The sequence below is a fragment of the Pseudomonas salomonii genome, assembly GCF_900107155.1.
Classification (GTDB): domain Bacteria; phylum Pseudomonadota; class Gammaproteobacteria; order Pseudomonadales; family Pseudomonadaceae; genus Aquipseudomonas; species Aquipseudomonas salomonii.
This window is the reverse complement of the sequence record NZ_FNOX01000016.1, coordinates 71,129-97,985: the sequence shown is the minus strand read 5'-3', so window position 1 is coordinate 97,985 and position 26,857 is coordinate 71,129. Positions and strand designations below refer to the sequence as shown.

Annotated in this window: 23 protein-coding genes; 4 read left to right on the top strand and 19 right to left on the bottom strand. The window is 60.2% G+C overall.

All coding sequences use genetic code 11. From position 1 onward, the window contains the following. Nucleotides 1–90 precede the first annotated feature (90 nt). Together ptaA and BLV67_RS28910 are read right to left on the bottom strand one after the other, a co-directional pair. On the bottom strand, nt 91–1,170 hold the full coding sequence (gene ptaA, locus BLV67_RS28915; RefSeq protein ID WP_065930549.1) for a pyoverdine biosynthesis transaminase PtaA: 1,080 nt from the start codon (nt 1,168–1,170) through the stop codon (nt 91–93). A gap of 96 nt (nt 1,171–1,266) precedes the next feature. Continuing rightward, a complete protein-coding gene (locus BLV67_RS28910) occupies nt 1,267–2,622 on the bottom strand; it encodes a serine hydroxymethyltransferase (RefSeq protein ID WP_069786339.1) in 1,356 nt (451 codons plus the stop codon). Between the two features lie 274 nt (nt 2,623–2,896). Between BLV67_RS28910 and BLV67_RS28905 the strand changes: the two genes are divergently transcribed. Further along, on the top strand, nt 2,897–3,502 hold the full coding sequence (locus tag BLV67_RS28905; protein ID WP_083221760.1) for a helix-turn-helix transcriptional regulator: 606 nt from the start codon (nt 2,897–2,899) through the stop codon (nt 3,500–3,502). After that, nucleotides 3,489–4,367: a queuosine precursor transporter gene (locus BLV67_RS28900; RefSeq protein ID WP_065930547.1), complete on the top strand. Its 879-nt coding sequence runs from the start codon at nt 3,489–3,491 to the stop codon at nt 4,365–4,367. Before BLV67_RS28905 ends, BLV67_RS28900 begins: the two co-directional genes overlap by 14 nt. Nucleotides 4,368–4,516: 149 nt before the next feature. Here BLV67_RS28900 and queC read toward each other — a convergent pair whose 3' ends face one another. From queC to hmpA, 8 genes are all read right to left on the bottom strand, one after another. Further along, entirely contained in the window at nt 4,517–5,215 is a 699-nt protein-coding gene (queC, locus tag BLV67_RS28895; RefSeq protein WP_069788197.1) for a 7-cyano-7-deazaguanine synthase QueC, read from the bottom strand. Nucleotides 5,216–5,318: 103 nt separating this feature from the next. Then, nucleotides 5,319–6,206 carry a heme o synthase gene (gene cyoE / locus BLV67_RS28890; RefSeq protein WP_017135069.1) on the bottom strand — a complete coding sequence of 296 codons (888 nt, stop codon included), beginning with the start codon at nt 6,204–6,206 and terminating at the stop codon, nt 5,319–5,321. Between the two features lie 11 nt (nt 6,207–6,217). Next, complete coding sequence (cyoD, locus tag BLV67_RS28885) at nt 6,218–6,559, bottom strand: cytochrome o ubiquinol oxidase subunit IV (RefSeq protein ID WP_010206434.1); 342 nt, start codon at nt 6,557–6,559, stop codon at nt 6,218–6,220. Next, nucleotides 6,559–7,185 carry a cytochrome o ubiquinol oxidase subunit III gene (locus BLV67_RS28880; protein ID WP_056858318.1) on the bottom strand — a complete coding sequence of 209 codons (627 nt, stop codon included), beginning with the start codon at nt 7,183–7,185 and terminating at the stop codon, nt 6,559–6,561. Before BLV67_RS28880 ends, cyoD begins: the two co-directional genes overlap by 1 nt. A 3-nt stretch (nt 7,186–7,188) precedes the next feature. Further along, nucleotides 7,189–9,207, bottom strand: a complete 2,019-nt coding sequence (gene cyoB / locus BLV67_RS28875) for a cytochrome o ubiquinol oxidase subunit I (protein ID WP_017135070.1) — start codon at nt 9,205–9,207, stop codon at nt 7,189–7,191. 3 nt (nt 9,208–9,210) lie between these two features. Further along, on the bottom strand, nt 9,211–10,152 hold the full coding sequence (gene cyoA / locus BLV67_RS28870; RefSeq protein WP_065930545.1) for a ubiquinol oxidase subunit II: 942 nt from the start codon (nt 10,150–10,152) through the stop codon (nt 9,211–9,213). Nucleotides 10,153–10,945: 793 nt separating this feature from the next. Beyond that, nucleotides 10,946–11,452: a disulfide bond formation protein B gene (locus BLV67_RS28860; protein WP_056858320.1), complete on the bottom strand. Its 507-nt coding sequence runs from the start codon at nt 11,450–11,452 to the stop codon at nt 10,946–10,948. Nucleotides 11,453–11,662: 210 nt separating this feature from the next. Continuing rightward, nucleotides 11,663–12,844 carry an NO-inducible flavohemoprotein gene (gene hmpA, locus BLV67_RS28855; protein WP_069788198.1) on the bottom strand — a complete coding sequence of 394 codons (1,182 nt, stop codon included), beginning with the start codon at nt 12,842–12,844 and terminating at the stop codon, nt 11,663–11,665. Between the two features lie 147 nt (nt 12,845–12,991). Between hmpA and norR the strand changes: the two genes are divergently transcribed. After that, on the top strand, nt 12,992–14,536 hold the full coding sequence (gene norR / locus BLV67_RS28850) for a nitric oxide reductase transcriptional regulator NorR (protein WP_069788199.1): 1,545 nt from the start codon (nt 12,992–12,994) through the stop codon (nt 14,534–14,536). Nucleotides 14,537–14,570: 34 nt separating this feature from the next. Here the strand turns inward: norR and BLV67_RS28845 are convergent, their stop codons facing one another. Then, entirely contained in the window at nt 14,571–15,473 is a 903-nt protein-coding gene (locus BLV67_RS28845; RefSeq protein ID WP_069788200.1) for a DMT family transporter, read from the bottom strand. 137 nt (nt 15,474–15,610) lie between these two features. On the opposite strand from BLV67_RS28845, the gene BLV67_RS28840 reads away from it, so the two are divergent. After that, on the top strand, nt 15,611–16,486 hold the full coding sequence (locus BLV67_RS28840; protein WP_056858324.1) for a helix-turn-helix domain-containing protein: 876 nt from the start codon (nt 15,611–15,613) through the stop codon (nt 16,484–16,486). Here BLV67_RS28840 and BLV67_RS28835 read toward each other — a convergent pair. From BLV67_RS28835 to BLV67_RS28800, 8 genes are all read right to left on the bottom strand, one after another. After that, the gene (locus BLV67_RS28835; protein WP_069788201.1) at nt 16,483–18,978 is read right to left on the bottom strand and encodes a LuxR C-terminal-related transcriptional regulator; all 2,496 of its coding nucleotides are present in this window, start codon (nt 18,976–18,978) and stop codon (nt 16,483–16,485) included. The two genes, BLV67_RS28840 and BLV67_RS28835, sit on opposite strands and share 4 nt — an antisense overlap. A 225-nt stretch (nt 18,979–19,203) precedes the next feature. Continuing rightward, complete coding sequence (locus BLV67_RS28830) at nt 19,204–20,562, bottom strand: DUF1329 domain-containing protein (protein ID WP_017135078.1); 1,359 nt, start codon at nt 20,560–20,562, stop codon at nt 19,204–19,206. 26 nt (nt 20,563–20,588) lie between these two features. Continuing rightward, on the bottom strand, nt 20,589–22,379 hold the full coding sequence (locus BLV67_RS28825) for a DUF1302 domain-containing protein (RefSeq protein ID WP_069788202.1): 1,791 nt from the start codon (nt 22,377–22,379) through the stop codon (nt 20,589–20,591). 482 nt (nt 22,380–22,861) lie between these two features. Then, entirely contained in the window at nt 22,862–23,773 is a 912-nt protein-coding gene (locus BLV67_RS28820) for an SDR family oxidoreductase (protein ID WP_065930539.1), read from the bottom strand. 118 nt (nt 23,774–23,891) lie between these two features. Then, nucleotides 23,892–24,794: an alpha/beta fold hydrolase gene (locus tag BLV67_RS28815; RefSeq protein ID WP_065930538.1), complete on the bottom strand. Its 903-nt coding sequence runs from the start codon at nt 24,792–24,794 to the stop codon at nt 23,892–23,894. Then, nucleotides 24,794–25,576 carry a class II aldolase/adducin family protein gene (locus BLV67_RS28810; RefSeq protein ID WP_065930537.1) on the bottom strand — a complete coding sequence of 261 codons (783 nt, stop codon included), beginning with the start codon at nt 25,574–25,576 and terminating at the stop codon, nt 24,794–24,796. The genes BLV67_RS28815 and BLV67_RS28810 overlap by 1 nt, the downstream gene beginning before the upstream one ends. A 140-nt stretch (nt 25,577–25,716) precedes the next feature. Then, nucleotides 25,717–26,403 (bottom strand): LrgB family protein, encoded by a 687-nt coding sequence (locus BLV67_RS28805; protein ID WP_069788203.1) that lies wholly within the window; start codon nt 26,401–26,403, stop codon nt 25,717–25,719. After that, entirely contained in the window at nt 26,393–26,779 is a 387-nt protein-coding gene (locus tag BLV67_RS28800) for a CidA/LrgA family protein (RefSeq protein ID WP_069788204.1), read from the bottom strand. The genes BLV67_RS28805 and BLV67_RS28800 overlap by 11 nt, the downstream gene beginning before the upstream one ends. Nucleotides 26,780–26,857 lie beyond the last annotated feature (78 nt).

Sequence of the window (26,857 nt, the reverse complement as noted above, 5' to 3'; positions counted from 1 at the left end):
GCGCGCGAAAGCGATGTATCAGTCAGAACATTTGTTACTGACACACCGCCTTCGCGAGCAAGCCCGCTCCCACATGGGTTTTGTGGTGATTTAAAGACTCGCGAACACCTCGCGAAACCGCGCCATCTCCTGTTTATTGCCCACCGTCACCCGCACCCACTGCGGCCAATTCTTCCACACCCGCCCGACCAATACGCCCTGTGCAGCCAGCTTCTCGATGACCTGTTCGGCCGGTTGCTTCACGTTAATCATGAAGCAGTTGCTTTGCGACGCAGTGCAGGTAAAACCACGCCCCTTGAGCCAAGCCACGGTTTCGTCACGCAGCTGGGCATTGAGCGCCTTGCGTTGCGGCACCAGCTTGAGGTCTTCCAGGCTCGCCCGAGCACCCAGTAGCGTGGACGCCGCCGGCACATTGTCGCCACCAAACACCGCCAGCCGTTCCAGCAACGCCGGGTGGCCGATCGCCAGGCCCAGGCGCGCACCGGCCATGCCGTAGATTTTCGAGAAGGTGCGCAGCACCAGCAAGTCGTCGTGGTCCTTGACCCAGCTCACGCAGCTTTGTGCGTCACAGAAGTCGATGTACGCCTCATCCACCACCAGCACGCAGCCTTTGGGTTTGTTCGCCAGCGCCTGGCGGATCGCTGCGGTGGGCGTCAGGGTGCCGGTCGGGTTGTTGGGGTTGCACAGGTACAGCATGCCCGCCTGAGGGTCTGCGGCGAGCATGGCCGGCACGTCATGGGCGTGGTCGGCATTAAGGCTCACTTCGTGCACCGGCGCCTGCCACGCTTGGGCGGCCTGACGCGGTACTTCATAGGACGGCGTGGCCATCACCAGACCACGGGCCTGGCTGGTAAACGCCAACACGGCGTAGCGCAGGGCGGCCATGGAGCCGGAAAATACGGCGACCTGTTCTTCGGCCAGCCCCTGCGCTTTAGCAAACTGTTCGGCCAAGCCGTACATGTAACCATAGGGATACAGCCCGGAGAGGGCGATGCCACGCTGCATCGCCTCGCGGGCGGCGACTGAAGGGCCGTAGGGGCTTTCGTTGTAGTTGAGTCGCACCCTGTCCGCCGGGGCCGGTGGCGGGCCGGCGACCGCCCAGTCCAGGCGGCCCAGCACCGGCAGGGCCGCACCAAAGGCGAGAAGAGACCGACGACTTACGCTGAACATGGCGCGACTCCTTGTAGACGGGTGATGGTTTCTCACGGTGCGTACAAAGAAGTATGACGAGAAGGCGCCCAGCTGATTTAGCCACCGGCGCCGCGATCAGCCCTCCAGGTAGTCGGCGATCGGGTAATTCATGCACAAGGCTTCCACCGCCGTGCGCGCCTGCTCGCGCACCTCAGGCTCAAGCCGATAGCCCTGTTCGCCCAGCGGGGTGACCTTTTCCAACACCCGACATATCAGCTCAATCACCTGCCGGCAGCCGTCGGCATCGAAATTGCGTTGCGCCATGCAGCCGGTGCCGAGACACAAACCGCTGGTGACCAACTTCGAACGTGTCTCGCCCGGTACGCGATGCTTGCTCACCACAATGGCGCAAGACTCCAGGGCCGCCTCGGCGATGGCGCCGGTCATGGCGCCCGGCAACCGGATCAGTACCGTATGGTTGTCACTGCGCCCACCCACCACGTCGTAACCCTGGGCCGCAAACGCACTGGCCACTTCATCGGCAAGCGCACGACCACGCCCCATGCAGGCGTCAAATTGCGCTGACTTCGCATACCTGAAGGCGGCCGCTTTTGCCGCGATCATATTGACCGCCGGCGCCCCTTGCATGCGCGGGAACACGGCTTGATCCAGCACGCGGCTGAACGTCGACCGCAGGCCGGGCACCTTGGTCTCGGCGTCGCGGCCGCACAGAATCAACCCACCACGCGGGCCGCCCAATTGCTTGTGCGTGCAGGTGATGGTGACGTGTGCGGCGTTGATCGGGCTCGGGTGGCGCCCTGTCACCACCAACCCGGCGATAGCGGAAATATCCGCCAGCAGGATGGCGCCCGCCTCGTCGGCAATCGCGCGAAAGCGCTCAAAATCCACCACCCTTGAGTACGCACCCGCACCGCAAATAATGATGCGTGGGCGATGGGCCAGGGCCAGGCTGCGCACCTGCTCATAATCGATAAGGCCTTCGCCGGTGGTGCCATAGCGGATAGCCTTGTAATAGGCCCCGGTGAACACCGCCGGGCTGCCAAGGGTGAGTTCGCCGCCATGGTCATGGGCCATACCCAGTAGCGTATCGCCCGGTTCAAGCAGCGCCGACAGCACCTGGGATATGGCATTGGACGCCGAATGAGGCTGCACGCCGGCGTAATGCGCGTCGAACAACTCCCGCGCTCTGCGGATAGCCAGGGACTCCACCAAATCGACATTTTCGCAGCCGGTGCGATAGCGTTTGCCGGGTGTGCCTTCGGCGCTCACATTGACCAAGGCCGAGGCGCAGGCCACCAGAGTGCGTGGCTTGACCGCACAGGAGGAAGCCACCAGTGAGAGGGTGCGATGCTGGCGAGTGACTTCAGCATCCAGCAGGCTGGCGAGCTCGAAGTCTTCTGCGCGCAGATCCGCCAGGCCACGACGCAGCAGGTCGGCCTGGTCTTTCAGAGGTACGGTATTGAATGCCATCAGTGCGGGTCCCTTCCTGGGCGTTGCGTGCCGGTCCGTCCTGAACCGAGAGGATCAATTAAACAGGAAATTAAACATTTTCCAAATCAAATGTTCATTTTCCAAACGCCAACCCCATCAAAAGCACGCAAGCAGCGCATCCGGACTTTATTGTTAGGCCCGACGCATGCAACACTCCCGCCGCCGCAAAACCACAAGCGCCCCCGGAACGGGCGCTCCCTGTTGTGGTTGCGCAAACAATGGACGTTAACGACTAAAAGGAAGTGGTGAGCACGTGATACACAGACGCGAAAAAACCGAGCACTTGAAGAGCAACATCAAGTACTTGATCAAAAGCCGCGGCGAGACGCAGTTGTCGTTATCCAATGCTGCCGGCCTGACCAGGACCACCATCTACAACATCCTGGAAGGCAAGGTCGTCAACGTGCAGCAGTCCACCGTCCGCAAGATCTCGGACTTCTTCGGCGTCTCCTACGATGAAATCGAGACCCTCGATTTTGAAGCCAAGGAAATCATCGAGAGCAGTGTTTCCCCACAGGGCAACATGAACCCGGCCGCCGTGCCGGTGCTCAAGGAAAGCCTGGTTATCCAGAACCTGGACAAGCGCATTGGCGAGCTGGCCACGCTGTATCCGCTGACCTACTACTTCGGCTCTTCCTACAACCTGATCGGCGTGCGCCTGGAACGTGGCATCCCCGGCATCAACGAGCCAGGCGATTTGCTCATCGTGCAAAAAGGCGCGTCCACCCTGGGCAAAGAAAAGCTGGTGTACGACCGGGCCACCCAAAAGATGTTTATCACCCTTCAAGCCTGCGCCGGTTCAGAGCGCTTGTGCGTGATCGGCGACATCATTGAGGAGCGCTTCAATGACAACCTATGAAGCCGGCATCGAAAACAGCAAATACAAACTGCTGGGCTTTGAGAATGACAAGAGCCTGGCGGTGATCATGGTGATCGCCACCGGCAAGGTCATCAAGATGAAGCTGAATGAAGTCATCAACAGCGAAATCATGGATAACCTCAATAAAATGGAAATTAAGAACATGTACAAGAAGTTTTATTCACAGGGAGGGACGCTGACGGCCTACGATATCAACGACCGCAACGAAAACTCCTGGATGATCTACATCATTCTGAACCTGTTGCTGTTCACGTTTTATATCTTCACCAGCATTGCCGCGACCAAGCCTATTTACCTGGAGTCGATGGGCATCATCGTCACGCCGGGCACGTTTCTGTACCCGCTGACGTTTTTGATCGTGGATCTACTCAACGAGCAGTTCGGCCTGCGCCTGGCCAGACGCGCCATTTTGTTTGCGTTCGCCAGTAATGCGATGATCATTATTCTGCTGTACGGCTCAACGTTTCTGCCAGGGCTGCCCGGCTGGAAACTCGATGGGCCTTACAACGATGTGATCATTCAGGTGTCCTCGGTACTGGTCGCGTCCTCGGTGTCGTTCCTGGTGTCGGAGAATATAAACTCCTACTTGCTGTGCAAGATCAAGGAACTGACCAACTCCAAATACCTGTACCTGCGGATTTTCCTCAGTACGTTCTTTGCGGTGATTATCGACAGTTTCCTGTTCTGCTTTATTGCGTTCTATGGCGCGATGCAGACCAGCGACATCTTGAGCATGATCTACGTGCAGATCGCGATCAAAGTCGGCTTTGCGTTTTTCAATATCCTGCCGGCCTATGGCGCACGGGCGTTGTTCAAACGCTGGATTACCGGTAGCGCTGCCTGATGTTAATAGGCTGGTTAATGTGACCTAACTGTGGGAGCGGGCTTGCTCGCGAATACGGTATGTCAGTTACAGATAAATTGACTGACCCACCGCATTCGCGAGCAAGCCCGCTCCCACATTTTGACCGAATACCGCTTGCGCCCCTGATCCTAGCTCAACCGCAACTTCTGCTTCAGGCTGCTCATCACACCCGCCTTGTCCTGCAAATACTCATTCAAGCCCCGCGCCCGCAGGTTGCACGCATCGCAATTACCGCAGCCGGTGCCGATGATGCCGTTGTAGCAGGTCAGGGTCTGGTGCTGAACCAGGTCCAGTTGCTGGTGGTAGTCTGCCAGCGCCCAGGTTTCAGCCTTGTTCAGCCACATCAACGGCGTGTCCAGGCGCAGCGTGTAGTCCATGCCCAGTTGGAGCGCGGTGTTCAGCGCTTTGACAAAGTCATCGCGGCAATCGGGGTAACCCGAGAAGTCGGTTTCGCACACACCGGTAATCACGCTTTCGGCTTTGACCTGATAGGCGTAGATCGCCGCCAGGGTCAGAAACAGGATATTGCGCCCCGGCACAAAAGTACTCGGCAGGCTTTCGCCCGAGCTGTTCACGGTCGGCACCGGAATGTTGTCGCGGGTCAGGCTGCTGATCGCCAGCTCGTTGAGCAAAGACACGTCCATCACTTTGTGAACGGTAGCGCCCAACTGCTTGGCCAGCTTCTGCGCGACTTCAACTTCGGCGACATGGCGCTGGCCATAATCGAAGGTGATGCAGTGCACTTCGTCATACTGCCCCAGCGCCTGGATCAGGCAGGTGGTCGAGTCCTGCCCGCCACTGAATACCATCACGGCTTTTTTCGTCATCACGTTGCTTCCTGCATTTGTAGAATGTGGGAATAGTTTAAAGGCCACGCCATAAAAAACCCCGCGCTTCTTGCGAAGGCGGGGCTTTTTGTTGCTCGATGACTCAGTGTGCGTAGGTCAGCAACAGCTCTTTCGGCACTTGGAAATCCAGGGACATCATCACGCTGAGCGCGGTGATGGTGAAGATCGAGAACACGAACAGCTTGCGCGCCCAGACGGTGTCATCCACCGCCTTGTAGCCGGTCCAGGCCATGTACAACCAGTACATGCCCATGGCGGCGGCGACGGCGAGGTAGCTCATGCCGGCGTAGCCACTGAAGGTCAGCATCAAGGTCGCCACAAGGAAGGCCAGGATGTAGAGCAAAATGTGTTTCTTGGCTACCTGAATGCCACGTTTAACCGGCAGCACCGGAATCGACGCAGCCAGGTAGTCATTGAAGCGGAAGATTGCGATGGCATAGGAGTGCGGCATCTGCCACAGGCTGAACATCACCAGCAGCACCAGCGCAGCCATGTCGAAGCTATTGGTCACAGCCACGTAACCAATCACCGGCGGCATCGCCCCGGACAGACTGCCCACCAGCGTGCCGTGAACCGACTTGCGCTTGAGGTACAGGCTGTAAAGGCCGACGTAGATGACAAAACCGATCACGGCAAACAGCGCCGCCAACGGGTTGGCCACCTTGTACAACAGGGCCACACCGGCAACACCCAGGACGGTCGCGTAGATCAGTGCCAGTTTCAGGGAGATAAGGCCCTGCACCAGCACACGATTCTTGGTGCGTTCCATCTTCAAGTCGATGTCACGGTCGATGCAGTTGTTGAACACACAACCGGAAGCTACCACCAGGGACGTGCCGATCATCGCAGCCAAGAAGATGGCCAGATCGACATGCCCCTTGGAGGCCAGGAAGAAACCGCCTGCCACAGAAAGCACGTTACCGAAAATGATCCCCGGTTTGGTGATTTGGATAAAGTGCTTAAGCGACATCGGGTCTTACCTCACTTCGCCATCATGAACGTATGGATGCTGAACATGATCCATATCGACAGGCCAACCAGCAGCAGGATCACAAGACCTGCGAACACGAACGCAATCACGTTATCGCGCTGCTCTTTCGAGCGATCCAGGTGCAGGAAGTACACCAGGTGAACCAGAACCTGAATCACCGCGAACGCCAGGACGATCATCAAGGTGATCGACTTCGGCAAGGTTGGGTACATCACCAGGCCGAACGGGATCAGGGTCAGGATGACCGACAGGATGAAGCCGATAGCGTAAGACTTTACGCTGCCGTGGCTCGCATCATGGCTGTCATGGTCATGGGAGTGTGCATTAGCCATTACAGAGTCCCCATCAAGTAAACGACGGTGAATACGCAGATCCAGACCACGTCCAGGAAGTGCCAGAACAGGCTCAGGCAGCTCAGGCGAGTCTTGTTGGTGTTGGTCAGGCCGTGCTTATTGACCTGATACATCATCACCGCCATCCACAGCAGGCCGGCAGATACGTGCAGACCGTGGGTGCCTACCAGCGTGAAGAACGCGGACAGGAAGCCGGAACGGTGCGGGCCGTAGCCTTCGGAGATCAGCAGGTGGAACTCGTTGATCTCCATGCCGATAAAGCCCAGGCCGAACAGGAAGGTCAGCGCCAACCAGCTCAGTACGCCCTTCTTGCTGCCCTTGTAGAAGGCCAGCATGGCGAAGCCGTAGGTGATCGAACTGAACAACAGCAAGGCGGTTTCGCCGAGCACGTAAGGCAGTTCGAAGATGTCGTGGCCCGACGGGCCACCCGCTACGTTGTTTACCAGTACCGCGTACACCGCGAAGATCGACGCAAACAAGATGCAGTCGGTCATCAGGTAGAGCCAGAAACCGAATACGGTCATTGGCCCCGAGTCGTGGTGATGGTCATCGTGCCCATGGTCATCGACGTGGGCGTGTCCAGCATTGGTCACTAAGTTCGACATGGTTTAAGCCTGTTCCAACGAGGTTTCTACACGGTTGGCCGGGATTTTCTTCTCGGCTACCAGGCGAGCGTGTTGCTCGGCTTCGATGCGTTCGATCGTCTCGACCGGCACCATGTAGCCTTGATCATCACGGGCAGCGTGAATGATGAAGTAACCGATAGTGCCTACCAGGCCCACGATTGCCAGCCACCAGATGTGCCAGATCATCGCGAAACCGAACACGGTCAACAGCGCGCCCATCACCACGCCAGTGGCGGTGTTGTTCGGCATGTGGATCGGCTCGTAGTGCTTGGGACGCTGGTACGCAGTACCGTCTTCCTTGGCTTCGGTGAACGCATCAATGGTGTTCGCAGTAGGAATCACGGCGAAGTTGTAGAACGGTGGAGGCGAGGAAGTCGACCATTCCAGGGTGTGGCCATTCCATGGGTCACCGGAGTCGCAAGCGTTCTGCTTACGGTCACGGATGCTCACGTACAGTTGAATCAGCTGGCAGGCGATACCGGCAGCAATCATCAACGCACCGAACATGGCGACGTACAGGTACGGCACCCACTCAGGGTTGGTAGTGGCGTTCAGACGACGGGTCATGCCCATGAAGCCCAGCGCGTAGAGCGGCATGAACGCGACGAAGAAGCCCGAGATCCAGAACCAGAATGCAGCCTTGCCCCAGCCTTCGTGCAGCTTGAAGCCGAACGCTTTCGGGAAGTAGAAGCTGAAACCTGCGATGTAGCCGAATACAGCACCACCGATGATCACGTTGTGGAAGTGCGCGATCACGAACAGGCTGTTGTGCAGTACGAAGTCAGCACCCGGGATGGCCAGCAGTACGCCGGTCATGCCGCCGATGGCGAAGGTCACCATGAAGCCCAGGGTCCACAGAACCTGGCTGGTGATACGCAGACGGCCGTGGTAGATGGTGAATAGCCAGTTAAATAGCTTCACCCCCGTCGGGATCGAAATCAGCATCGTCGCCAGGCCGAAGAAGGCGTTGACGCTGGCCCCCGAGCCCATGGTGAAGAAGTGGTGCAGCCATACCATGAAGCCCAGTACGGAAATTGCGCCCGATGCATAAACCATCGAGTGGTGACCGAACAGGCGCTTGCCGGTAAAGGTCGAGATCACTTCAGAGAAGATACCGAACGCTGGCAGGATCAGGATGTACACCTCAGGGTGCCCCCATGCCCAGAACAGGTTCACGTACATCATTGGATTGCCACCAAGTTCATTGGTGAAAATGTGGAAATCCAGGTAACGGTCAAGCGACAGCAGCGCCATGGTAGCGGCCAGGATCGGGAACGAAGCCACGATCAGGACGTTTGCCCAGGTGCAGGTCCAGGTGAAGATCGGCATGTCCATCAGTTTCATGCCAGGGGCGCGCATTTTCAGCACGGTGGCCAGGAAGTTGACCCCCGTCAATGTCGTCCCGAGTCCTGATAACTGTAGCGCCCAGATGTAGTAGTCCACACCCACGCCCGGACTGTACTGAATGCCCGACAATGGCGGATACGCAACCCAGCCGGTCTTGGCGAATTCGCCGACGCCTAGGGACAGGTTGATCAGCACCACGCCGGAAACCAGCAGCCAGAAGCTCAGGGAGTTCAGGAACGGGTAGGCAACGTCACGCGCACCGATCTGCAGCGGCAAGGCCAGGTTCATCAAGCCGGTGAAGAATGGCATCGCCATGAAGATGATCATGATCACACCGTGAGCGGTGAAGATCTGGTCATAGTGTTCAGGCGGCAGGTAGCCCGGCGAACCCTCGGTGGCCATGGCCAACTGGGTACGCATCATGATGGCGTCGGCAAAACCACGCAGCAGCATGACCATGGCAACGATGACGTACATGACACCGATTTTCTTGTGGTCGACAGACGTCAGCCACTCGGTCCACAGGTAGGTCCATTTCTTGAAATACGTGATTGCAGCAAACAGTGCCAGACCACCCAGCGCGATCATGGCGATGGTCACCATTACGATCGGCTCGTGGAACGGGACCGCATCCCAACTTAATTTACCAAACATCGTTTACTCCTCTGCCCCAGCAGTTGAATGCGAGCCCGTGTCAGAACCTTCAACCACGGCCACTTCTTTCTTCTCGTGCTTGACCGGCTTGCCTGGCTTCATACCTTCGTACTTGTCGACGATTTTCTGAAACAGGTCCGGCTCAAACGCGGAGTACAGCGCGACTGGGTTGTTCTGGCTTGGTTTGGTCAGGGCGTCGTATTCAGCTTGATCAAGCTGTTTAGGTGCGGCCTTGACTGCGGCTACCCAGGCGTTGAAGTCTTCCTGGCTCGTCGAGATCGCTTTGAATTTCATGCCGGTGAAGCCAGCGCCGCTGTAGTTCGCGGAGATGCCTTCCATTTCAGCTTTTTCGTTGGCGATCAGGTGCAGGCGAGTCTGCATGCCCGCCATCGCGTAAATCTGGCCGCCCAGTGCAGGGATGAAGAACGAGTTCATCACGGCATCGGAGGTGATCCGGAAATTAAGCGGAGTGTTCTCCGGGAACTGGATCTCGTTGACCGTGGCGATACCCAGGTCTGGGTAGATGAACAGCCACTTCCAGTCCAGCGCGACCACTTCGATGTTGATCGGCTTGACGTTGGATTCCAGCGGACGGTAAGGGTCCAGCTCGTGGGTCGACTTATAGGTGATGTAACCCAGGGCGATGATGATGAGGATCGGAACCAGCCACACCGCGATTTCGATCTTGGTGGAGTGCGACCACTTGGGCGCGTAGGTAGCGCTGGTGTTCGACGCGCGGTATTTCCAGGCGAAGGCGAAGGTCATGATGATCACAGGGACCACGACCAGCAGCATCAGCAGGGTAGCGGTGATGATCAGGTTTCGTTGATCCAGACCGATCTGTCCTTTTGGGTCCATCAAGGTCCACTTGCAGCCTCCCAGCATTAACAGCATGCCAATCAGCGGCAAAAAGCCTAGTAATCGGGGGTACCTGTTTTTACTCATCTCACGACCTCTAAAGCAGCTTGCGCAATGCAGTTGGGTTTTGATCGCCAACACTTCACCCTGCCAAGGGTTGGCATTTCTCTTCGATTGAATAAGAGCCTGCCCGTCACGCCATAACTGTACGTTTCACGGACCTGCGGTGAGTTCTTATTCGATTTCGTGGTTAAAGGCCTTGTTACAGACCAATTCCATTTGGTGCGGATAGTTGAAAGGCTGCCGGAACCTTGGGGTCGCACAGAGCCGTCCATCTGCCCCTCGACCGCTCCGGTGCTCAAATATTGAACAGCACCGGACATTCAGTGCGGGCGATTGTAGTTAGCTAGCGATGTATAAACCATGTCTTATAAAGAAATAATTTTTATCGATTACAGCAACAATCCTTCACTAAACCTGCAAAGGTTCGCGATCTTATCGTGTTCGATTCTCAACAAAAACCACAAAAATTGCCGTGTTATTGGGCAGAACGCTACTTCCCTTACACCTTGTAAGGGCTTGCAAAACGGATCCAAGCCCCCATAAAACAAGGCATTCGGACATCACCCAACGGCTCGGACGGCATGACATTCGCGGCATCGCCCAAACGATGAACTGACAGCACAATTTAGCCTTCGGGTGCAAATTCAGGCGGCGGTTTGATGGGTCGGAAACGTCCTGCGACAACGTCCGTGTGACAACATGTCGCACGCTGCGCGCACCTATTGTTGCCCCTCGTCACGGCCCTTTCACAAATCCCTACGAACAAAAACGCCCCGGACTTCCTTCAAGGAAGACCGGGGCGTTTTGGAGAACAGGCTCAGGCCTGGCGCTGGCGATTGCGATAGATGCCCAGCGGCACCAGGATCACCGTCAGCACAAACGCCACCAGCGCCCACTGCGCCAGGGACAGGCCAAGGATGGGCGGGTACGGCGTGCTGCAGAAGCCGTCGACCTGGAAGCCCAATGGGAACACCTTGGCCAGTGGCAGCTCATCGACAATCGGCTGCAACACATCGACGCCGCAGCTCACCTCAGGGAAAAACTGGGTATACACGTGGTGGCCTGCGGCAGCGACGCCGCCCAGGGCACTGAGTACTACCAGCCCTTCAAACAAGGTGACCGCACCTTTGCGGCGCATGGCGGCGCCGATGAAGGCAAAGATCGCAATCAACAGCAAAGCGTAGCGCTGCAGGATACACAGCGGGCACGGCGCCTCGCCCAACACCACTTGCATGTACAGCGCACCGCCGATCAGCGCCAGGCAGATGATGCCCAGCAACACCAGAAAGCGCCGCTCCCTGCCTAAACGCAATTCGTCACTCATCCCCATTTTCCCTTTGTCGTTGTGCCAATGCCGGCAAGTTTACACACAGAGCATGGTTAAAACAGAGAGGGGTTAACAGCGGATTAATCTGGATAAATAGATAACCCAATGTGGGAGCGGGCTTGCTCGCGAAGGCGGTGGATCAGTCACTTATGAGTCAACTGACACGCAGCCTTCGCGAGCAAGCCCGCTCCCACATTTTTAACCGCGTTATTCCAGCGCCGCCGCCGGGCCGAAGAACTCGTAGCGCGCCTGCTGCTCCGGCACTCCCAACGCCTTCAGGTGACGCTTGATCGCCGCCATAAAGCCTTTAGGCCCCAGGAAGTACGCATCCAGGTCACGCTCCTCGGGCAACCACGCCGCCAATTGCTCCTGGCTCAACAGCCCCACCTTGTCCGCCGCCGGGCTCACGCCATCGTCCTCGGCATAGCAATAAAAACGCTTGAGCTGCGGGTGCCTGGCCGCCAGGGCATCGACCCAATCACGGAACGCATGCACGCCGCCGTTGCGCGCGCAGTGGATAAAGTGCACCGGGCGCTCGGTTGCCAGGGCCGCTTCAAGCATGGGCAATGTCGGGGTAATGCCTACCCCGCCACTGATCAGCACCAGCGGTTTATCGCTGTCGGCCAGGGTGAACTCACCCGAGGGCGGGAACAGGTCGATGGTTGCACCGACGTGCATCTGGTCATGCAGGTAGTTGGACACCCGCCCACCGGCCTCGCGTTTGACGCTGATGCGGTACAGGCCCGCATCGCTCAAGGCTGACAGGGAATAGTTGCGGCGCACTTCTTCGCCGTCCAGCACCAGCTTCATGCCGATGTACTGGCCCGGCGCGGCTTGCAGGATCGGGCCGTTATCCACGGGCGCAAAGTAGAAGGAGATGATTTCGTCGCTCTCCTCCACACGCTTGACCAACAAAAATGGCCGCGCACCGCGCCAGCCGCCCGGCGCCTGGGCTTTTTCAGCGTAGATCGCGGCTTCGGCGCCAATCAGAATGTCGGCCAACTGGCCGTAGGCCGCGCCCCAGGCATTCATCACCTCAGGCGTGGCGATCTCGCTGCCGAGCACTTCAGAGATGGCCCGCAGCAGGCAGGCGCCCACAATCGGGTAGTGTTCCGGAAGGATCTGCAAGGCCACGTGCTTGTTGATGATCTTGGCCACCAGGTCACCCAGTTGGTCCAACTGGTCGATGTGCCGCGCATACATCAGCACGCCATTGGCCAAGGCGCGGGGCTGGTCACCGCTGGCCTGGTGGGCCTGGTTGAACAGCGGGCGAACTTCCGGGTATTCGCTGAGCATCATGCGGTAAAAATGCGTGATCAGCGCTTCGCCGCCGCTTTCCAGCAGGGGCACAGTGGATTTGACGATGGCACGGTCTTGGGCACTAAGCATGGCAGACTCCTGGGCTTCTTTACTGATTGTCTGGACCTACTCAGTATTCGTGCCAACTTATTAATCGTTATTTTTCAATAGCTTAAATATGATGTAGTCAGTATGACTGCCTACGCTTTATAGTCATAACGACTACAAGGAGTCATTATGACTGCACAATCACTGCTCACCACCCTGCTGCCACTGGTCGCCGACCTGTCCCGCGAGCTGCCCGAGGGCGAGCGCTATCGACGCCTGCTGCAAGCCATGCGCGCGCTGTTGCCGTGCGATGCCGCCGCGTTGTTACGCCTGGACGGTGAATGGCTGGTGCCGCTGGCAGTGGATGGTTTGAGCACCGACACCCTCGGCCGACGCTTCAAAGTCAGCGAACACCCGCGCTTTGCAGTGTTGCTGAGCAGCCCCGGCCCCACCCGTTTTGACAGCGACAGCGAACTGCCCGACCCCTACGACGGTTTGGTCGACGGCCTGCATGGGCACCTGGAAGTCCACGACTGCATGGGCTGCCCGCTGTTTATCGACGACCAGCCCTGGGGCCTGCTGACCCTCGATGCGCTGGACACCGAGCGGTTCGAGCGCGTCGAGCTGGATGCCTTGCAAGCCTTTGCCAGCCTGGCGGCGGCCACGGTCAATGTCGCCGAACGCATCGAGCGCCTGGCATTGCGCGCCGAAGACGAGCATCAGCGCGCCGAGATCTACCGCCAGGCCAGCGGCCAACAGCACAAGGAAATGATCGGCCAGAGCAAGGCGCACAAGCGTTTGGTCGAGGAGATCAAGCTGGTGGGCGGCAGCGACCTGACTGTGCTGATCACCGGCGCAACCGGAGTCGGCAAGGAGCTGGTCGCCCAAGCTATCCACGCCGCCTCCCCGCGTGCGGACAAACCGCTGATCAGCCTCAACTGCGCCGCGCTGCCGGAAACCCTGGTGGAAAGCGAACTGTTCGGCCATGTGCGCGGTGCCTTTACCGGCGCGTTGAATGAACGTCGGGGCAAGTTCGAGCTGGCCAATGGCGGCACCTTGTTTCTGGATGAAGTGGGCGAACTGTCGTTGACCGTGCAGGCCAAACTGCTGCGCGTGCTGCAAAGCGGCCAACTGCAACGCCTGGGTTCGGACAAGGAACACCAGGTGGATGTACGCCTGATCGCCGCCACCAACCGCGACCTCGCCGAAGAAGTGCGTAATGGCCGCTACCGTGCCGACTTCTACCACCGCCTGAGCGTGTACCCGCTGCAAGTGCCGGCGCTGCGCGAGCGCGGGCGGGATGTGTTGCTGCTGGCCGGCTACTTTCTGGAGCAGAACCGCTCACGTATGGGCCTGGGCAGCCTGCGCCTGACCAGCGACGCCCAGGCCGCGCTGCTGGCCTACAACTGGCCGGGCAATGTGCGGGAGCTGGAGCATTTGATCGGGCGCAGCGCACTCAAAGCTCTGGGTAACTGCCGCGAGCGGCCGAAGATTCTGAGCCTGAGCGCCCAGGACCTGGACCTTCCGGACGTCAGTGCGCCGGCTATCGAAGCACCGCTGCAAGCGCCGCTGGCCGTGACCGGCGACCTGCGCCAGGCCACCGAACATTATCAGCGCCAGGTCATCAGCGCCTGCCTGGAGCGCCACCAGCACAACTGGGCCGGCGCCGCCCGCGAACTCGGCCTGGACCGCGCCAACCTCGGGCGCATGGCCAGGCGCCTGGGCCTCAAATAGCCCAACTGTGGGAGCAGGCAAGCCAGCTCCCACATTAGATAGCCTTCGCCTTTAAGATTGGCTGAACCGACCGAGGCTTCCTGAACACCCACACATTCCCCAACATCACCAGCACCAACCCCATCAGCGCCGGGGCCGTCCACTGGTAACCCTCGGCAAACGCCGACACGTTCAACGCCACCACCGGAAACAACACCGTGCAATACGCCGCCCGCTCCGGCCCCATGCGCCCAACCAGGGTGAGGTAGGCGGTAAAGCCGATCACCGACCCCGGAATCACCAGGTACCACAAAGCGCCGATATACCGCGCACTCCAGTCCATGTCGAAGGGAATGCCGCGTACCGCGCAGTAAGTCGCCAGCATCACGGCGCCATAGGCCATGCCCCAGGCATTGGTGGTCAGCGGCTTGAGCCCGGCCTTCTGTTGCAGGCTCGACAACATATTGCCCGCCGAAAAACACAGGGTCCCCAGCAACGCCAAGCCCAGGCCGAGCAAGGTCTGCGGGCTGGCGGTATGCCCCGCCAGTTCCGGCCAGAACAGAAAGCCCAGCCCCAGCAACCCCAGCGCGCCGCCCATCAACACGTTGCGCGCTACGCGTTGGCCAAAAAACATCCGGGCATTGAGGGCGTTCCACAACGTGGCGGTGGAAAACACGACGGCCACCAGACCGCTCGGGATCCATTGGCTGGCGGTCAGGAAGCACATAAAGTTCACGCAGAACAGGCACAGCCCCTGCGCCAGGCAGATCAAATGCCCGCGCCGGTTCATCACCTGCAACGTGCGGCTGAGCAGCAACAGCGCAAACAGCACCAGCGCCGCCAAACCAAAGCGGTAGACGATCGACACAGGAATCGCCACCACGCCCAATTGCCACTTGAGGGCGATCCAGGTGGTGCCCCAGATCAGCACGGTGAGTAAATACAGGAAAAGGTTCATAGCGGGCTCCGTCGATTGAGCCACAGTGTCCCTTGCCGGCCAGCCGGCGCTCTTGCACATTCTTGCGCTTTTGTCGGCCGCAGGGATCACAGCCATCACCGGCGGGAGTAGGATGCAAGGCGTCGGAGAGCACAACCATGCCAGATCTGGAATCCCTGCAAGTCTTTCAAGCGCTGAACCGCTCGCCCAACGCACGCCTGGAAGCCTGCGCCGAGCTCGGTGACGGCTTGTCTGCGGCCTTGTGGAGCAACCATCACGACTCGCAGGACTACCAGGCGCCGACCCATCACACCTTGTCCTGCTACATCGGCGGCGGCACCGGCACGTTTCGGCGCGATCAGCCTGGCACCAAGGGCGGCCCGGACAAACTCTGCATACTGCCCGCCGAGCACCAGTCGGCCTGGGTGATCAACGGTGAGATCCGCCTGGCCCACGTGTATTTCAGTCCCGAGCAATTTGCCCTCGGCTGCGTCACGTTGCTTGACCGCGAGCCGCGTGAATTGCAATTGCGCGAAAGCACCTTCCTCGAAGACGCCAGCCAGGCCCAGCGCTTTCACCAACTGATCGCCCTCAACTGGCAGGAGCCCGCCGAGCGACTGCTGACCAGCAGCCTGGCCCACGAGATGCTCAGCCACACCTTGCTCAGCCAAGTCGGCGCACGCGATGGCCTGCGCTTAAAAGGCGGGTTGGCGGCGCATCAGCGCCGGCTGCTGGTGGAGTTTATCGACCACCATCTGGAAGACCCGATCAGCCTCGGGCAACTGGCGGGTATGTGTGCGCTGTCGGAATACCATTTTGCGCGGATGTTCCGCCAAAGCTTCGGCCTGCCGCCCCACCAGTACCTGTTGGCGCGTCGCCTGGCGCGTGCGCAAGCCTTGCTGCGTGGCGGCGCCCTGCCCCTTGGCGAAATTGCCTGGCGGTGTGGCTTCTCCAGCGCCAGCCACTTTACCCACCGTTTTCGCCAGGCCATGGGCGCCACGCCCGGGGAATACCGCCAGGCGTTCTGCGCCTAGACCATCAAGCCCAATGTCTTGGCCTTGGCCACCGCTTGGGTGCGCCGCTCAACACCAAGCTTGCTGTGGATGCGCCGCGCGTGGGTCTTGACGGTGTGCAGCGAGATAAACAGCCGGTCGGCGATTTCCAGGTTGGAGTTGCCTTGGGCGATCAGCTGCAGCACTTCCAGTTCCCGCTGGCTCAGCGGGTTTTCCACCACGCCGCTGGGCGCCGCCGGGGTTTCCAGGCCCAGCTCACTCAATAGCCCCGGCGCACGCAAACGCAGCTCGCGAATCGCCTGCTGCACCTGGCAGCGCTGCGCCAGCTCCAGCCCGGTTTGCAAGGCGCGCCGGGCCACGGCCGAGTCGCCCAACTGCCAGGCCACTTCGCCCAACACCAAGTGCAGTTCGGTTTCCAGGCAGAGCATGCCGCGTTGCTGGGTGGTGTCGAGCAAGGCATACAGACGCTCCATGGGCTGAACGGCCACACCCAGCTTCACTTCGGCCAACACCAGCAGGTACTCCAGCCGTGGAATCAGCTCCAGCGTAGCCGGCGGCGCCTGCCGGGCCTGTGGCCCACGGAAGTGGCGCAGCACCCGGCGCACAGCCTCCACAGTCAGTTCCGCACGGCCCTGCTGCAACCAGAAGTGTCCACTGACCAACAACAGCACCGCGCGGTAGACCGAGTCCGGCACATGGCGCTGCTGCATCAAGCGCTCCGCTTCGCGCAGTTGGGCAAACGCCTGGGCATAATCGCCATGGTTGGCCGCCAGCAACGCCAGACCGAGAAACCCGTAGAGCACGCGCTTGTCCTGGCTGTGCAGGCACAGGCTCAAACCGGTCTCGAAACATTCACCGGCGAGCGTGTCCTGGCCTTGGCGCAGTGCCAGATGCCCGCGCCGCAGGGCGATGCGCCCTACCAGTGGCCCGGCCTTGAGGCGGTGGCACGCCAGCATCGCCTGCACATTTTCCAGCAGGCTTTGCGCCCGATACGGTGCACCGCGCTGCTCCAACAACTGGGCGTGATCCAGCTCCAGCAATGCCTCCAACAGCAATGAACCATGGGCACGCGCCAGGCACAGCGCTTCGCGATTCAAGGCTTGGCTGACGTCCAACTCGCCGCGCAGCAAGGCTTGCTGGGTCAGGCCCGACAGGCACATCAGCCGGGAAGTCCAGGCGCTGTCGGGCAACGCTTGCAAAGCCTCCAGAAAATGCTCGCGGGAGCGCTCGGCATCGCCATTAAGGTGCAACAACCAGCCCCATTGCGCCTGCCAGCGCGCCAATAAGTGCCGCTGTTTCGCTGCCGTCGGCTGCGGTGCAAACCGGGCCAACTGGTCGATGCACACACCGGCTTGCTCAAAGCGCCCGGCGAACAGTAGTGCGGCCGTCACCAGCCCCACCAGTTGCGCCGAGCCCAGCATCAATTCATCGCCATGCTGCTCATGCAGGCGCAGCAGCAGTTGCGCATTGTGTTGACGGAACAGATCCTCAAAACTGAAGTGTTGCAACAGACTCACCGCCACCTCAAACGCTTCGGCCAGCAAGGCCTGCTCAAACGCGGCCTGCCAATCGCACTCGGTGGTAAACCATTGGCAAGCGCGCCGATGCCAGGAGCGCTTGGCCGGCCAGGGTTCATCGCGCAGCAAGCGTGCGAGCGGCGCAAAGACCTGCAGCCAATCGGCGGTGTCTTCCCAGGGCTGGATGAAGGCACCCAATGCCTGCAATTCGCGCAGGTAGTGGTCACCGTCGCCGCCGCCGAACAGGTGCTCGCACAGGCTCGGGTTGAAACGCGGCAAGTGCGCCAATACCCGCCAGGCCTCAGCCAACTCCACCGGCAAGGTGCGCAGCAGTTCGTGTTGCAGGTAGTCGAGCAAGGTCTTGTCCGGGTGACCATCGCCGAGCAAGGCAATACGTACCCCGGCGCACCAGCCGCCGCTGAACTGCATCACGCTGTCGAGGCTTTGCTCAGGGCCGAGCAATTGCTGGACCTGCGCCGGGCTGAAGTTCAGCTCACTGCACGTCAACAGTTCATCGTCGAGCAACAGCCGCGGCCAGTTGCATGCGGGCCGCCGCCGCGCGCCCAGCCACCAGGTCAGCGCGGGGCTTGCGACACTGAGCAGGCGGTCGAGCAAAGCATCCAGCTCGGGCGCGGGCAGGCGGCAGTAATCATCCAGGAACAACCACGCCGTGGGCTGCCAGCGGCTGAGGTCGAGCAACAAGGTGGCTTCATCGACAAATGCCAGGCCCAGGTTGTGCGCCAAGCGTCGGCACAACTCATCGGGGCTCAAGGCCGCGCCATTGAGTGGCAGCCAATAAACCTGGCAACCCTTGGGCGCCTGCAAGGCACACTCGGCCAATAGCGCGCTTTTGCCACTGCCGCCCGGCGCGCACAGCAACTTCACCCTTACGGTTGCTGCGAGCAACGGCTCGGTCAATTGCGGGCGTAACAGGTGATGGGCGGACAGCCGTGGCATGAATCCGGGACGGTCCAGGCAGCGGGTCATGGCAGTCATTGCTGCATCCTGCGTTTTTATTGTTATGCAACCTGACGCCCACCCTAGTCCTGTGGTTGGTGGTTGTTGAAGAAGTATTCAGCGGGGTGATCAGTGGCCATGCACAAAACCCAATGTGGGAGCTGGCTTGCCTGCGATGCAGACACCTCGGTCTCACAGCCATACCGAGGTGATGCTATCGCAGGCAAGCCAGCTCCCACAGGTTGATTGCATTTCAAATGGAGATCAGCGAACGCCCTCGGACCGCAAGGCTGCTGGCGTGTAATCCGCCGCCTTGGCCGCAAAGCCGAACACGAAACTGCGCTTTTCCTCATTCTTCATTCCCAGCGCGATGTAGCGCCCGGCGATGATGTCGTACAGGGTTTCCACGGTGTAGGCCGGCACCTGGTGGTCGTAGTAGAACTGCGCATGACCTTCAGCAACGCGCCACAGTTGGCCACGCCCGTCGTAGTGATCCACCAGTGCGACCTGCCAGCTGTCTTCGTCGATGTACATGTGGCGCTTGGCGTAGATGTGCCGCTCGCTTGGCTTGACGGTGCCGACCACTTCCCACACGCGGTGCAGCTCGTAGCGGGTGAGGTCCTGGTTGATGTGCCCGGCCTTGATGATGTCGTCGTACTTGAGGGTCGGCGAATCGAGCTTGTAGCTGTTGTAGGGGATGTACATCTCTTTTTTGCCGACCAGTTTCCAGTCGTAGCGGTCGGGCGCGCCGGAGAACATGTCGAAGTTGTCGGTGGTGCGCAGGCCGTCGGAGGCGGTGCCCGGGCCGTCATACGAGACTTGCGGGGCGCGGCGCACGCGGCGTTGGCCGGCGTTATAGATCCAGGCCAGGCGCGGCTCCTTCACCTGGTCGAGGGTTTCGTGCACCAGCAGCACGTTGCCCGCCAGGCGTGCGGGCGCCGTCACCGATTGCTTGAAGAAACTCAGCACGTTGGCCGCCTTGGCCTGGTCGATGTCCGGGATGGCTTGCGGCACCGCCACTTCTTCTTCGAAGCGGATAGGCGTGTAGCTGCCGTTCGTTTGCGGGGTGGCCTGGGTGATGATGCGCTTGAGGTTGCCGCCGTGGTAACGGGTGATGTGGTTCCACAGCACTTCCACGCCATTTTTCGGGATCGGGAACGCGTAGTAGCGGTTGCCGGTGAAGTTCTCCAGGCCGTTACCGTCGTTGATCGCGTGGACGTTCAGCGCGCTGCGCTTGATCGACTCGTAGATATCCGGCGGCAGGTTGACCGTGCGATGGGTTGGGTACACCGGGATCTTGTAGGTTTCGGGGTAGCGCTTGAACATCGCCACCTGGCCATCGGAAAGCTTGTCTTTGTACTTGTCGACCGTGGCGGCGGTGATCACGAACAGCGGTTTTTCATTGGCGAACGGATCGGCCAGAAAGCCTTTGCTGTCCACCGCGCCGGCATTTTTCGGGATGCCGCCGGTCCAGGCCGGGATCGAGCCGTCGGCGTTGCCGGCTTTTTCGGCGCCGACCGGCGTCAGGGTCGTGCCGAGCTTGGCGGCCTCTTCGGGCGAGACGGCGGCCATGACGTGGGCGGCCAGTACACTCAGGGCCATCACTGCAAATAGCTTACGCATAGGTTGTTGTCCTTCCTTAAACCAAGTCAGAAGTTCACGCCGAAGCTGAGGGCGATAAAGTCGCGGTCGGTGAGGGTGTTGTAGTCACCGCCAAAAAAGTCGGTGTAGCTCAGGCTCGCGGTGTAGGTGTTGCGGTAGTCCGCATCCACGCCGACGCTGATCGCCTTGGCGCCTTCGTTGAAAATGCCGTTGGGGCCGTAGCCGCTGACGTCATGGGACCAGGACAGGTTGGGCTTGAGGTTCACCCCGGCGAACACGTTGTTGTAGTCGAGGATCGCGCGGGCGCGGTAGCCCCAGGAGTTGGCGGTGACGAAGCCGTCGGTATCGCCGCCGAAACCATAGGCGCCGTACACCGAATCGCGGCCATAACGCAGTTTGGTCTTGGCTTCCAGCCCGCCGACGTGCACAAGGGCCGCCTCACCCACCAGCGTCAGGCGTTCGGCACCCAGCACCTGGTCGAAGAATTGGGTCATGGTGCTCTGGATCTGGGTGATTTCCTTGCGGCGGTAGCCTGAGTTGTCCGAGCCGAACGAACTGCGGATGGGCGAGGCGGTTTGGCCGGCAATCGGGTTGACCAGCGCCAGGGTCAGGTCGGTAGTGTTGAGTTGCACCGGCGCATTCGGCCGGTAGCTGATTTCGCCGGTCCAGGCCGTGCCGGTGGGCAAGGTGGTGGAAAAGCTGGCGCCGTAGAGGCGGATGTCTTCCGGGTAATCGAGGTAATACTGGCCACGCCCGAGCATGGTGCTCTGGGCCAGGCCCGAGCCACTGCCGGGCGCAATGGCGTTGGCAGTGCTGACGATACGGCCGATGGTGGCCAGGTTGGTATTGGCGGTGATCGTGCCCACGGTGGGCGTGCGGCTGTGGTAGTTCATGAAGTAGAGGCCGTACTCGGTGTCATCGCCGAGCCAGCGCAAGGCCGCGCCGAATTGGCCGCCATCGCGCGCTTCGCGGTCGTTGGCGCGCTGCACCACCACGCCTTCGCGGGTCACCTGAAAGCCCTGGCCAAACGCTGCGGCCACCGGTTGCAACGGCGCAATCGCCGGGCTGCCGACCGTGTAGTTGCCGTTGCAGCCGTGGGCCACCACGTCGTTACCGAAGAAGGTGCCGCAGTTATCCACCACGGTGTTTTCCCAGTTGAGTTGGTAGAAGCCTTCTACCGACAGCTGGTTGGTGAGGCTTTGGGACGCGAACAGCATGTTGACCGGAATCAGGCCTTCCTTGATCTCGGCGCCAGGACGGCGAAACGCCGAGACGTCGATGGGGTTGATGCTGTTGATCGAGTTACCGATAAACGTACTTTCGCCCCAGCTCACCACCTGTTTGCCGACGCGTACGGCGCCCGGCAAATCGCCGATGGAATAGTTGTGGTACACGAAGGCATCCAGCAACTCGTAGCCGGACGAGCGCGCGCCTTCATCGCGGTGGTTGTTGCTGATTTGCTTGAACTCGCGGTTTTCGTCCTGCAGTTCGAAGTCGTACCAGTACTTGCCGCGCACAAAGATGCCGCTGTCGCCGTACTTGAGCTCCAGATCGTGAATGCCCTTGAAGATCTTGGAGAAGGTCTCGCCCTTCTTGAAGTTCAGCCGCCCGTCATCACCGGTGGACGCCTGCCCCGTGCCGCCGTTGGGAATGCCCACCAGCTTCTTGTCGGCATCGCGCATGCCCCAGCTGGCGCCGACCGACAGCGAGGAATCGAATTGCCCTTCGATCTCGCCGATGTTGAATGAAACAGCCTGTGCCTGAGCGCAACAGCCCAGCGCAACCGCCGTGGCCAGCGCCTGTGGCGTGAAGATGGCGCGCATTGTTGTTTTTGTCATGCGTCTTCCCCGGTGAGTGACAGAAGGCCCCACCCTACTGCCGCCCCTCGGGAGCGATAAGCGCACCAAAGGGGTATTCGTGGTGTCGCTCGAAAGGATGAACAGCCACCCTGGCCGGGGTTTGCGTGCCACCATGGATCAGGCAGATGGGGGATTATCAGGAGGATGGATAGCGCGCAGGCGATCATTACTGAAATTGCAACAGTCCTTGTCCTGAACTGCTATTACTCATCTTGTTACAACCGACTATTCTTAACGCACTTTCAGGGCAAATGGCCCGCTTGGGTAAATCCAGGAAAAGTCTGATTCCAATAGATTGGCCTAATGTTTCAATCTGTTACCGCTGTTCACTGACGTTGATTTGTCGCTCCTTGATCCAACGTCTTACTTCGGCCGCTGCGTTTGCAGCGGCCTTTTTTATGCCCAAAAGAAAACGGGGCGCTTTTAGCGCCCCGTAGCATTCAACGGTGTTCAAGCAACGATCAGAGGCTGAACTTCTGTAAATTGGCCATCATCTCTTTCAACGCTTCGATGTTGTCCTTGGGGTGCGCGGCGCCTTCGAAGTCGCAGATTTGCGCCCAGTGCGCGGCCACATCGTCGGGTGAGAAGCCGGCCTCAGGGTCAAACCCCACGCCCAGGCTGCGTTCCCAGCGGGTCTTGCCGATCCAGCCGCCGCCGACTTCAAACAAGCCCGAAGTGTCCTGGCATGCCTCGCTGCCCAGGTACACCACCAACGGGCTGACCAGCTCCGGCTTGAGGCGCTCGAACACCTGCGGCGGGATCAGGCCTTCGGTCATGCGCGTGGCGCCGGTGGGGGCGATGGCGTTGACCAGGATGTTGTTCTTGCGCCCTTCCAGCGCGAGCGTGCGGGTCAAACCGTAGAGGCCCAGCTTGGCCATGCCGTAGTTGGACTGGCCGAAGTTGCCATAGATGCCCGAGGTGGACGCGGTAAAGATCACGCGGCCATAACCCTGCTCGCGCATGTGCGGCCAGGCGGCGCGGGTAACTTTGTAGGCACCTTCGACATGCACGCGGTACACCAGGTCCCAGTCACTGTCGTCCATTTTGTGGAAGGTCTTGTCGCGCAGAATGCCGGCGTTGTTGACCACCACGTCGACACGCCCGAACACGTCGAGGGCGTGCTGGACGATCTTGTCACCCTCGGTTACGGAGTCATGGTTGGCCTCGGCAATACCGCCGGCCTCTCGAATCTCAGCCACTACACGGTCGGCGGCCGAGGCATTCGCGCCTTCGCCCTGGGCCGAACCTCCGAGGTCGTTGACCAGCACTTTGGCCCCGTGCCTGGCAAACAGCAGCGCATGGGCACGGCCCAACCCGCCGCCGGCACCGGTGACGATCACGACCTTATCCTGAAACTGCACTGACTCACTCATACCGAACTCCGTTGGCGACAATGGCAATGGGCTGAGTGTCACGCACGCAGCCTTTGGTCACAATAAATACGCCCGAGGCTGAATGGTGCTCAATAAGGCAGGGGGATGATTGCCCGGCTCAGGAATAGGCCAAACGCGGTGCCGGCTGACCGATGCGTTCACGAAACGCCAAATAATGCTTGAGCACCAGCACCGGCGCTTCGATCTGCGGGTAGTGGCCGATATTGGCCAGCAACACCGAGTCGGCATTGGGCACCAACTGGTGATAACGCTCCACCATGTGCGCGCCGGAAATGGGGTCGACCTCGCCGTCGATCACCCGCAGCGGCACCTCTTCGCGTTGCATCGCCGCCACCCAGCGTTCACGCATACGCCGGCGCTGGGGAATGTAAGCAATCAGCTTATGCAGGATGCGCGGGCCATCGCCGCAGTTGATCAGGCTCCAGAAGTCATCCAGTGCACTTTCACTGGGCCGCGTGTTCGGGCCGAAAATCTGGCTGAAACTGTTCGACAAGGCATTACGCCCAAAGGCGCGGCCGACCATCCAGCCGAGCGGGCTGAGCAAGAGTTTCTGCACCAGCGCCGGGCGATGGGTCTCGGAAAACAGCCCACCATTGAGGAACACGCAGCTGGCCATCCGAAAGCGGCCGTCGTAGTGGCGCGCCAGTAATTCCTGGGCCACGCTGTCACCATAGTCATGGGCCAACACATGCACCGGCCGCTCCACGCGCAGGTGTTCGAGCAGCGCCTGTTGCAGGTCCGCCTGCTCCAGCAGGCAGTAATCGTGGTTCAACGGCTTGGCCGAATCGCCAAACCCCAACATGTCACAGGCGATCACCAAGTTACGCTGGGCCAGGGGCTGCCACAGGTAGTGCCAGTCCCAACTGGCGGTGGGAAAGCCATGAATCAACAGCAACGGCTCGCCCTGCCCCGCCACCCAGTAACGGATCACGTGGCCACGAAAGAGAAATTCCTGACTACGTTTGCGCCAGGCTCTGAGCGGTATCTCGGCGAGTGGCATCAGCTTTTATACCCGGGATCTTGCAGGTCCAATTTACGCAACAGCGCCGGCCACGCCAGTGCACCGCCCATACCTTGGGCGCTCTTTGTGACAACGGCCACCATCGCCTTGGCCCCCGCCAGAATCTGCGGCTCGATGGCAATCAATTCGGCGCCGCCGTTTTGTGCCAGCACCTGGATGTCGCACGCGCGCTGGAAGGTGAACATCATTAAAAACGTGTCGGCGATCGAGCCGGCGCAGGTCAACAGGCCGTGGTTATGCAGCATGAGGAAATTGTTGTCGCCCAGGTCTGCCTGCAAGCGGGCTTTTTCTTCAGGGTTGAGCGCCACGCCTTCATAGGCGTGATAGGCCAGGCTGGACAAGACAAAGGTGGATTGCTGGCTGATCGGCAGCACGCCCTGCTTCTGCGCCGATACCGCAACGCCCGCGGCGGTGTGGGTATGCAGCACACAGACCACGTCATGGCGCACTTCATGGATGGCACTGTGGATGGTGTAGCCGGCGGGGTTGATCTCGTAGGGACTGTCCATCAGCTTGTTGCCGGCCTGATCGACCTTGACCAGGCTCGACGCCGTTATCTCATGGAACATCAAGCCATAAGGGTTGATCAGGAAGTCATCGGTGCCCGGCACCTTGGCGGAAATATGCGTGAAGATCAGGTCATCCCAGCCATGCAGCGCCACCAGGCGATAGCAGGCGGCCAGGTCGACGCGGGTCTGCCATTCGGCAGCGCTGACCTGGTCTTTGACATGCTGTGGCGATAGAACAGGGGCTAGGCTCACGGCAACAACCTCCTTGGTTCGCGTTCTTATTATTTTTCTGGATGAGGGGCCAGTCTAGTCAGACGCCGTGACGCAAGGAGTTGCCTTGGCAGCCAGCTTGATGACTGAGCGAGTCAGTCATAAGAATAGTACAAGTGGTGTCAGAGAAGTGCCGCCAATAAAGGCACGGCAAACAGGTTGAGCAAGCCCGTGAGCACCATCACCAGGCCCGCCACCGAACCCTCTTCGCCGCCGACTTCGCGCGCGCGGCTGACACCCGCACCATGCGCACCCACGCCAAACAATGCGCCACGCGCCAAGGGTGTACGCAGTGGCAACCATTTGAGCAATACGCCGCCGAGCATGGCGCCGAACACACCGGTGAACATCACGAACACCGCCGTCAGCTCCGGCACGCCGCCAAGGTCCGAGGACACCGGCATGGCGAAGGGCGTGGTGATCGAGCGGGGTAACAGCGACATCGTTACCGAACTGTTCAACGCCAGCGCCTTGGCCAGCCCGAACGAGGTGCCGATGGACGCTGCGCTGCCCGCCACCATGCCCAGCAACAATGCCGACCAGTGGCGTGCCAACAAGCGACGCTGTTGCCAGATCGGCACGGCAAACGCCACGGTAACCGGCCCCAGCACCAGCATCAGCCAGTGGGTGTCGGTGGCGTATTCGGCATAGGCGGTTTTCATCGGCACCGCCACCGCCAGCAGCAGCGCCGGCACCAGAATCAAGGGTGACAGCAGGTAGCGGCCGGTGCGGCTATAGATCCAGCGGCTGAAAATATAGGCGGTCACGGTCAGGGCGAGCCAGAACACCGGCATCAGCTCAAGCTTCACGGCGCAGGCTCCAGCGGCAGACCATCTCCACGGTGAACGCGGTCACGAGCATCACCGCCAGTGTGCTGAAGCCGATCACCAGCAGGATGCGCCAGCCTTCATTGCGCACCAGGCCGCCGTAGTCAAGCAGGCTCATCAGGGCCGGGATAAAGAACAACAGCATCTCCGCCATCAACACCCCGGCGCCCAGTTGCAGGGCTGCCGGCTTGACCAGGCCACTGGCGAAAGTCGCCAGCAACAGGCCAAGGCCCACCACACCGCCGGGGATCGGCCACGCGAACCACACCGACAGCTGGGTGCCGAGCAGATAAATGGCCAGCAGTACCACCAACTCCGTGATCAGGCGGCCGAGATGTTTGAAGGTGAAAGGTTTCATGAGCTTTGGGTCCTCGCAGGCGCTCATTTTAATGAGACACGCCCCATACCCACAGCGAATTGTTAGACTGCATGCTAT

Excerpts from the sequence above, each read along its gene's own strand:
- BLV67_RS28860 (WP_056858320.1), bottom strand. The coding sequence starts at position 11,452 with ATGAGTGACGAATTGCGTTTAGGCAGGGAGCGGCGCTTTCTGGTGTTG.
- BLV67_RS28830 (WP_017135078.1), bottom strand. The coding sequence starts at position 20,562 with ATGCGTAAGCTATTTGCAGTGATGGCCCTGAGTGTACTGGCCGCCCAC.
- cyoD (WP_010206434.1), bottom strand. The coding sequence starts at position 6,559 with ATGGCTAATGCACACTCCCATGACCATGACAGCCATGATGCGAGCCAC.
- norR (WP_069788199.1), top strand. The coding sequence starts at position 12,992 with ATGACTGCACAATCACTGCTCACCACCCTGCTGCCACTGGTCGCCGAC.
- BLV67_RS28880 (WP_056858318.1), bottom strand. The coding sequence starts at position 7,185 with ATGTCGAACTTAGTGACCAATGCTGGACACGCCCACGTCGATGACCAT.
- queC (WP_069788197.1), bottom strand. The coding sequence starts at position 5,215 with ATGACGAAAAAAGCCGTGATGGTATTCAGTGGCGGGCAGGACTCGACC.
- BLV67_RS28840 (WP_056858324.1), top strand. The coding sequence starts at position 15,611 with ATGCCAGATCTGGAATCCCTGCAAGTCTTTCAAGCGCTGAACCGCTCG.
- ptaA (WP_065930549.1), bottom strand. The coding sequence starts at position 1,170 with ATGTTCAGCGTAAGTCGTCGGTCTCTTCTCGCCTTTGGTGCGGCCCTG.
- hmpA (WP_069788198.1), bottom strand. The coding sequence starts at position 12,844 with ATGCTTAGTGCCCAAGACCGTGCCATCGTCAAATCCACTGTGCCCCTG.
- BLV67_RS28825 (WP_069788202.1), bottom strand. The coding sequence starts at position 22,379 with ATGACAAAAACAACAATGCGCGCCATCTTCACGCCACAGGCGCTGGCC.
- BLV67_RS28820 (WP_065930539.1), bottom strand. The coding sequence starts at position 23,773 with ATGAGTGAGTCAGTGCAGTTTCAGGATAAGGTCGTGATCGTCACCGGT.
- cyoA (WP_065930545.1), bottom strand. The coding sequence starts at position 10,152 with ATGAGTAAAAACAGGTACCCCCGATTACTAGGCTTTTTGCCGCTGATT.
- BLV67_RS28910 (WP_069786339.1), bottom strand. The coding sequence starts at position 2,622 with ATGGCATTCAATACCGTACCTCTGAAAGACCAGGCCGACCTGCTGCGT.
- BLV67_RS28900 (WP_065930547.1), top strand. The coding sequence starts at position 3,489 with ATGACAACCTATGAAGCCGGCATCGAAAACAGCAAATACAAACTGCTG.
- cyoE (WP_017135069.1), bottom strand. The coding sequence starts at position 6,206 with ATGTCGCTTAAGCACTTTATCCAAATCACCAAACCGGGGATCATTTTC.
- BLV67_RS28800 (WP_069788204.1), bottom strand. The coding sequence starts at position 26,779 with ATGAAACCTTTCACCTTCAAACATCTCGGCCGCCTGATCACGGAGTTG.
- cyoB (WP_017135070.1), bottom strand. The coding sequence starts at position 9,207 with ATGTTTGGTAAATTAAGTTGGGATGCGGTCCCGTTCCACGAGCCGATC.
- BLV67_RS28815 (WP_065930538.1), bottom strand. The coding sequence starts at position 24,794 with ATGCCACTCGCCGAGATACCGCTCAGAGCCTGGCGCAAACGTAGTCAG.
- BLV67_RS28845 (WP_069788200.1), bottom strand. The coding sequence starts at position 15,473 with ATGAACCTTTTCCTGTATTTACTCACCGTGCTGATCTGGGGCACCACC.
- BLV67_RS28835 (WP_069788201.1), bottom strand. The coding sequence starts at position 18,978 with ATGACTGCCATGACCCGCTGCCTGGACCGTCCCGGATTCATGCCACGG.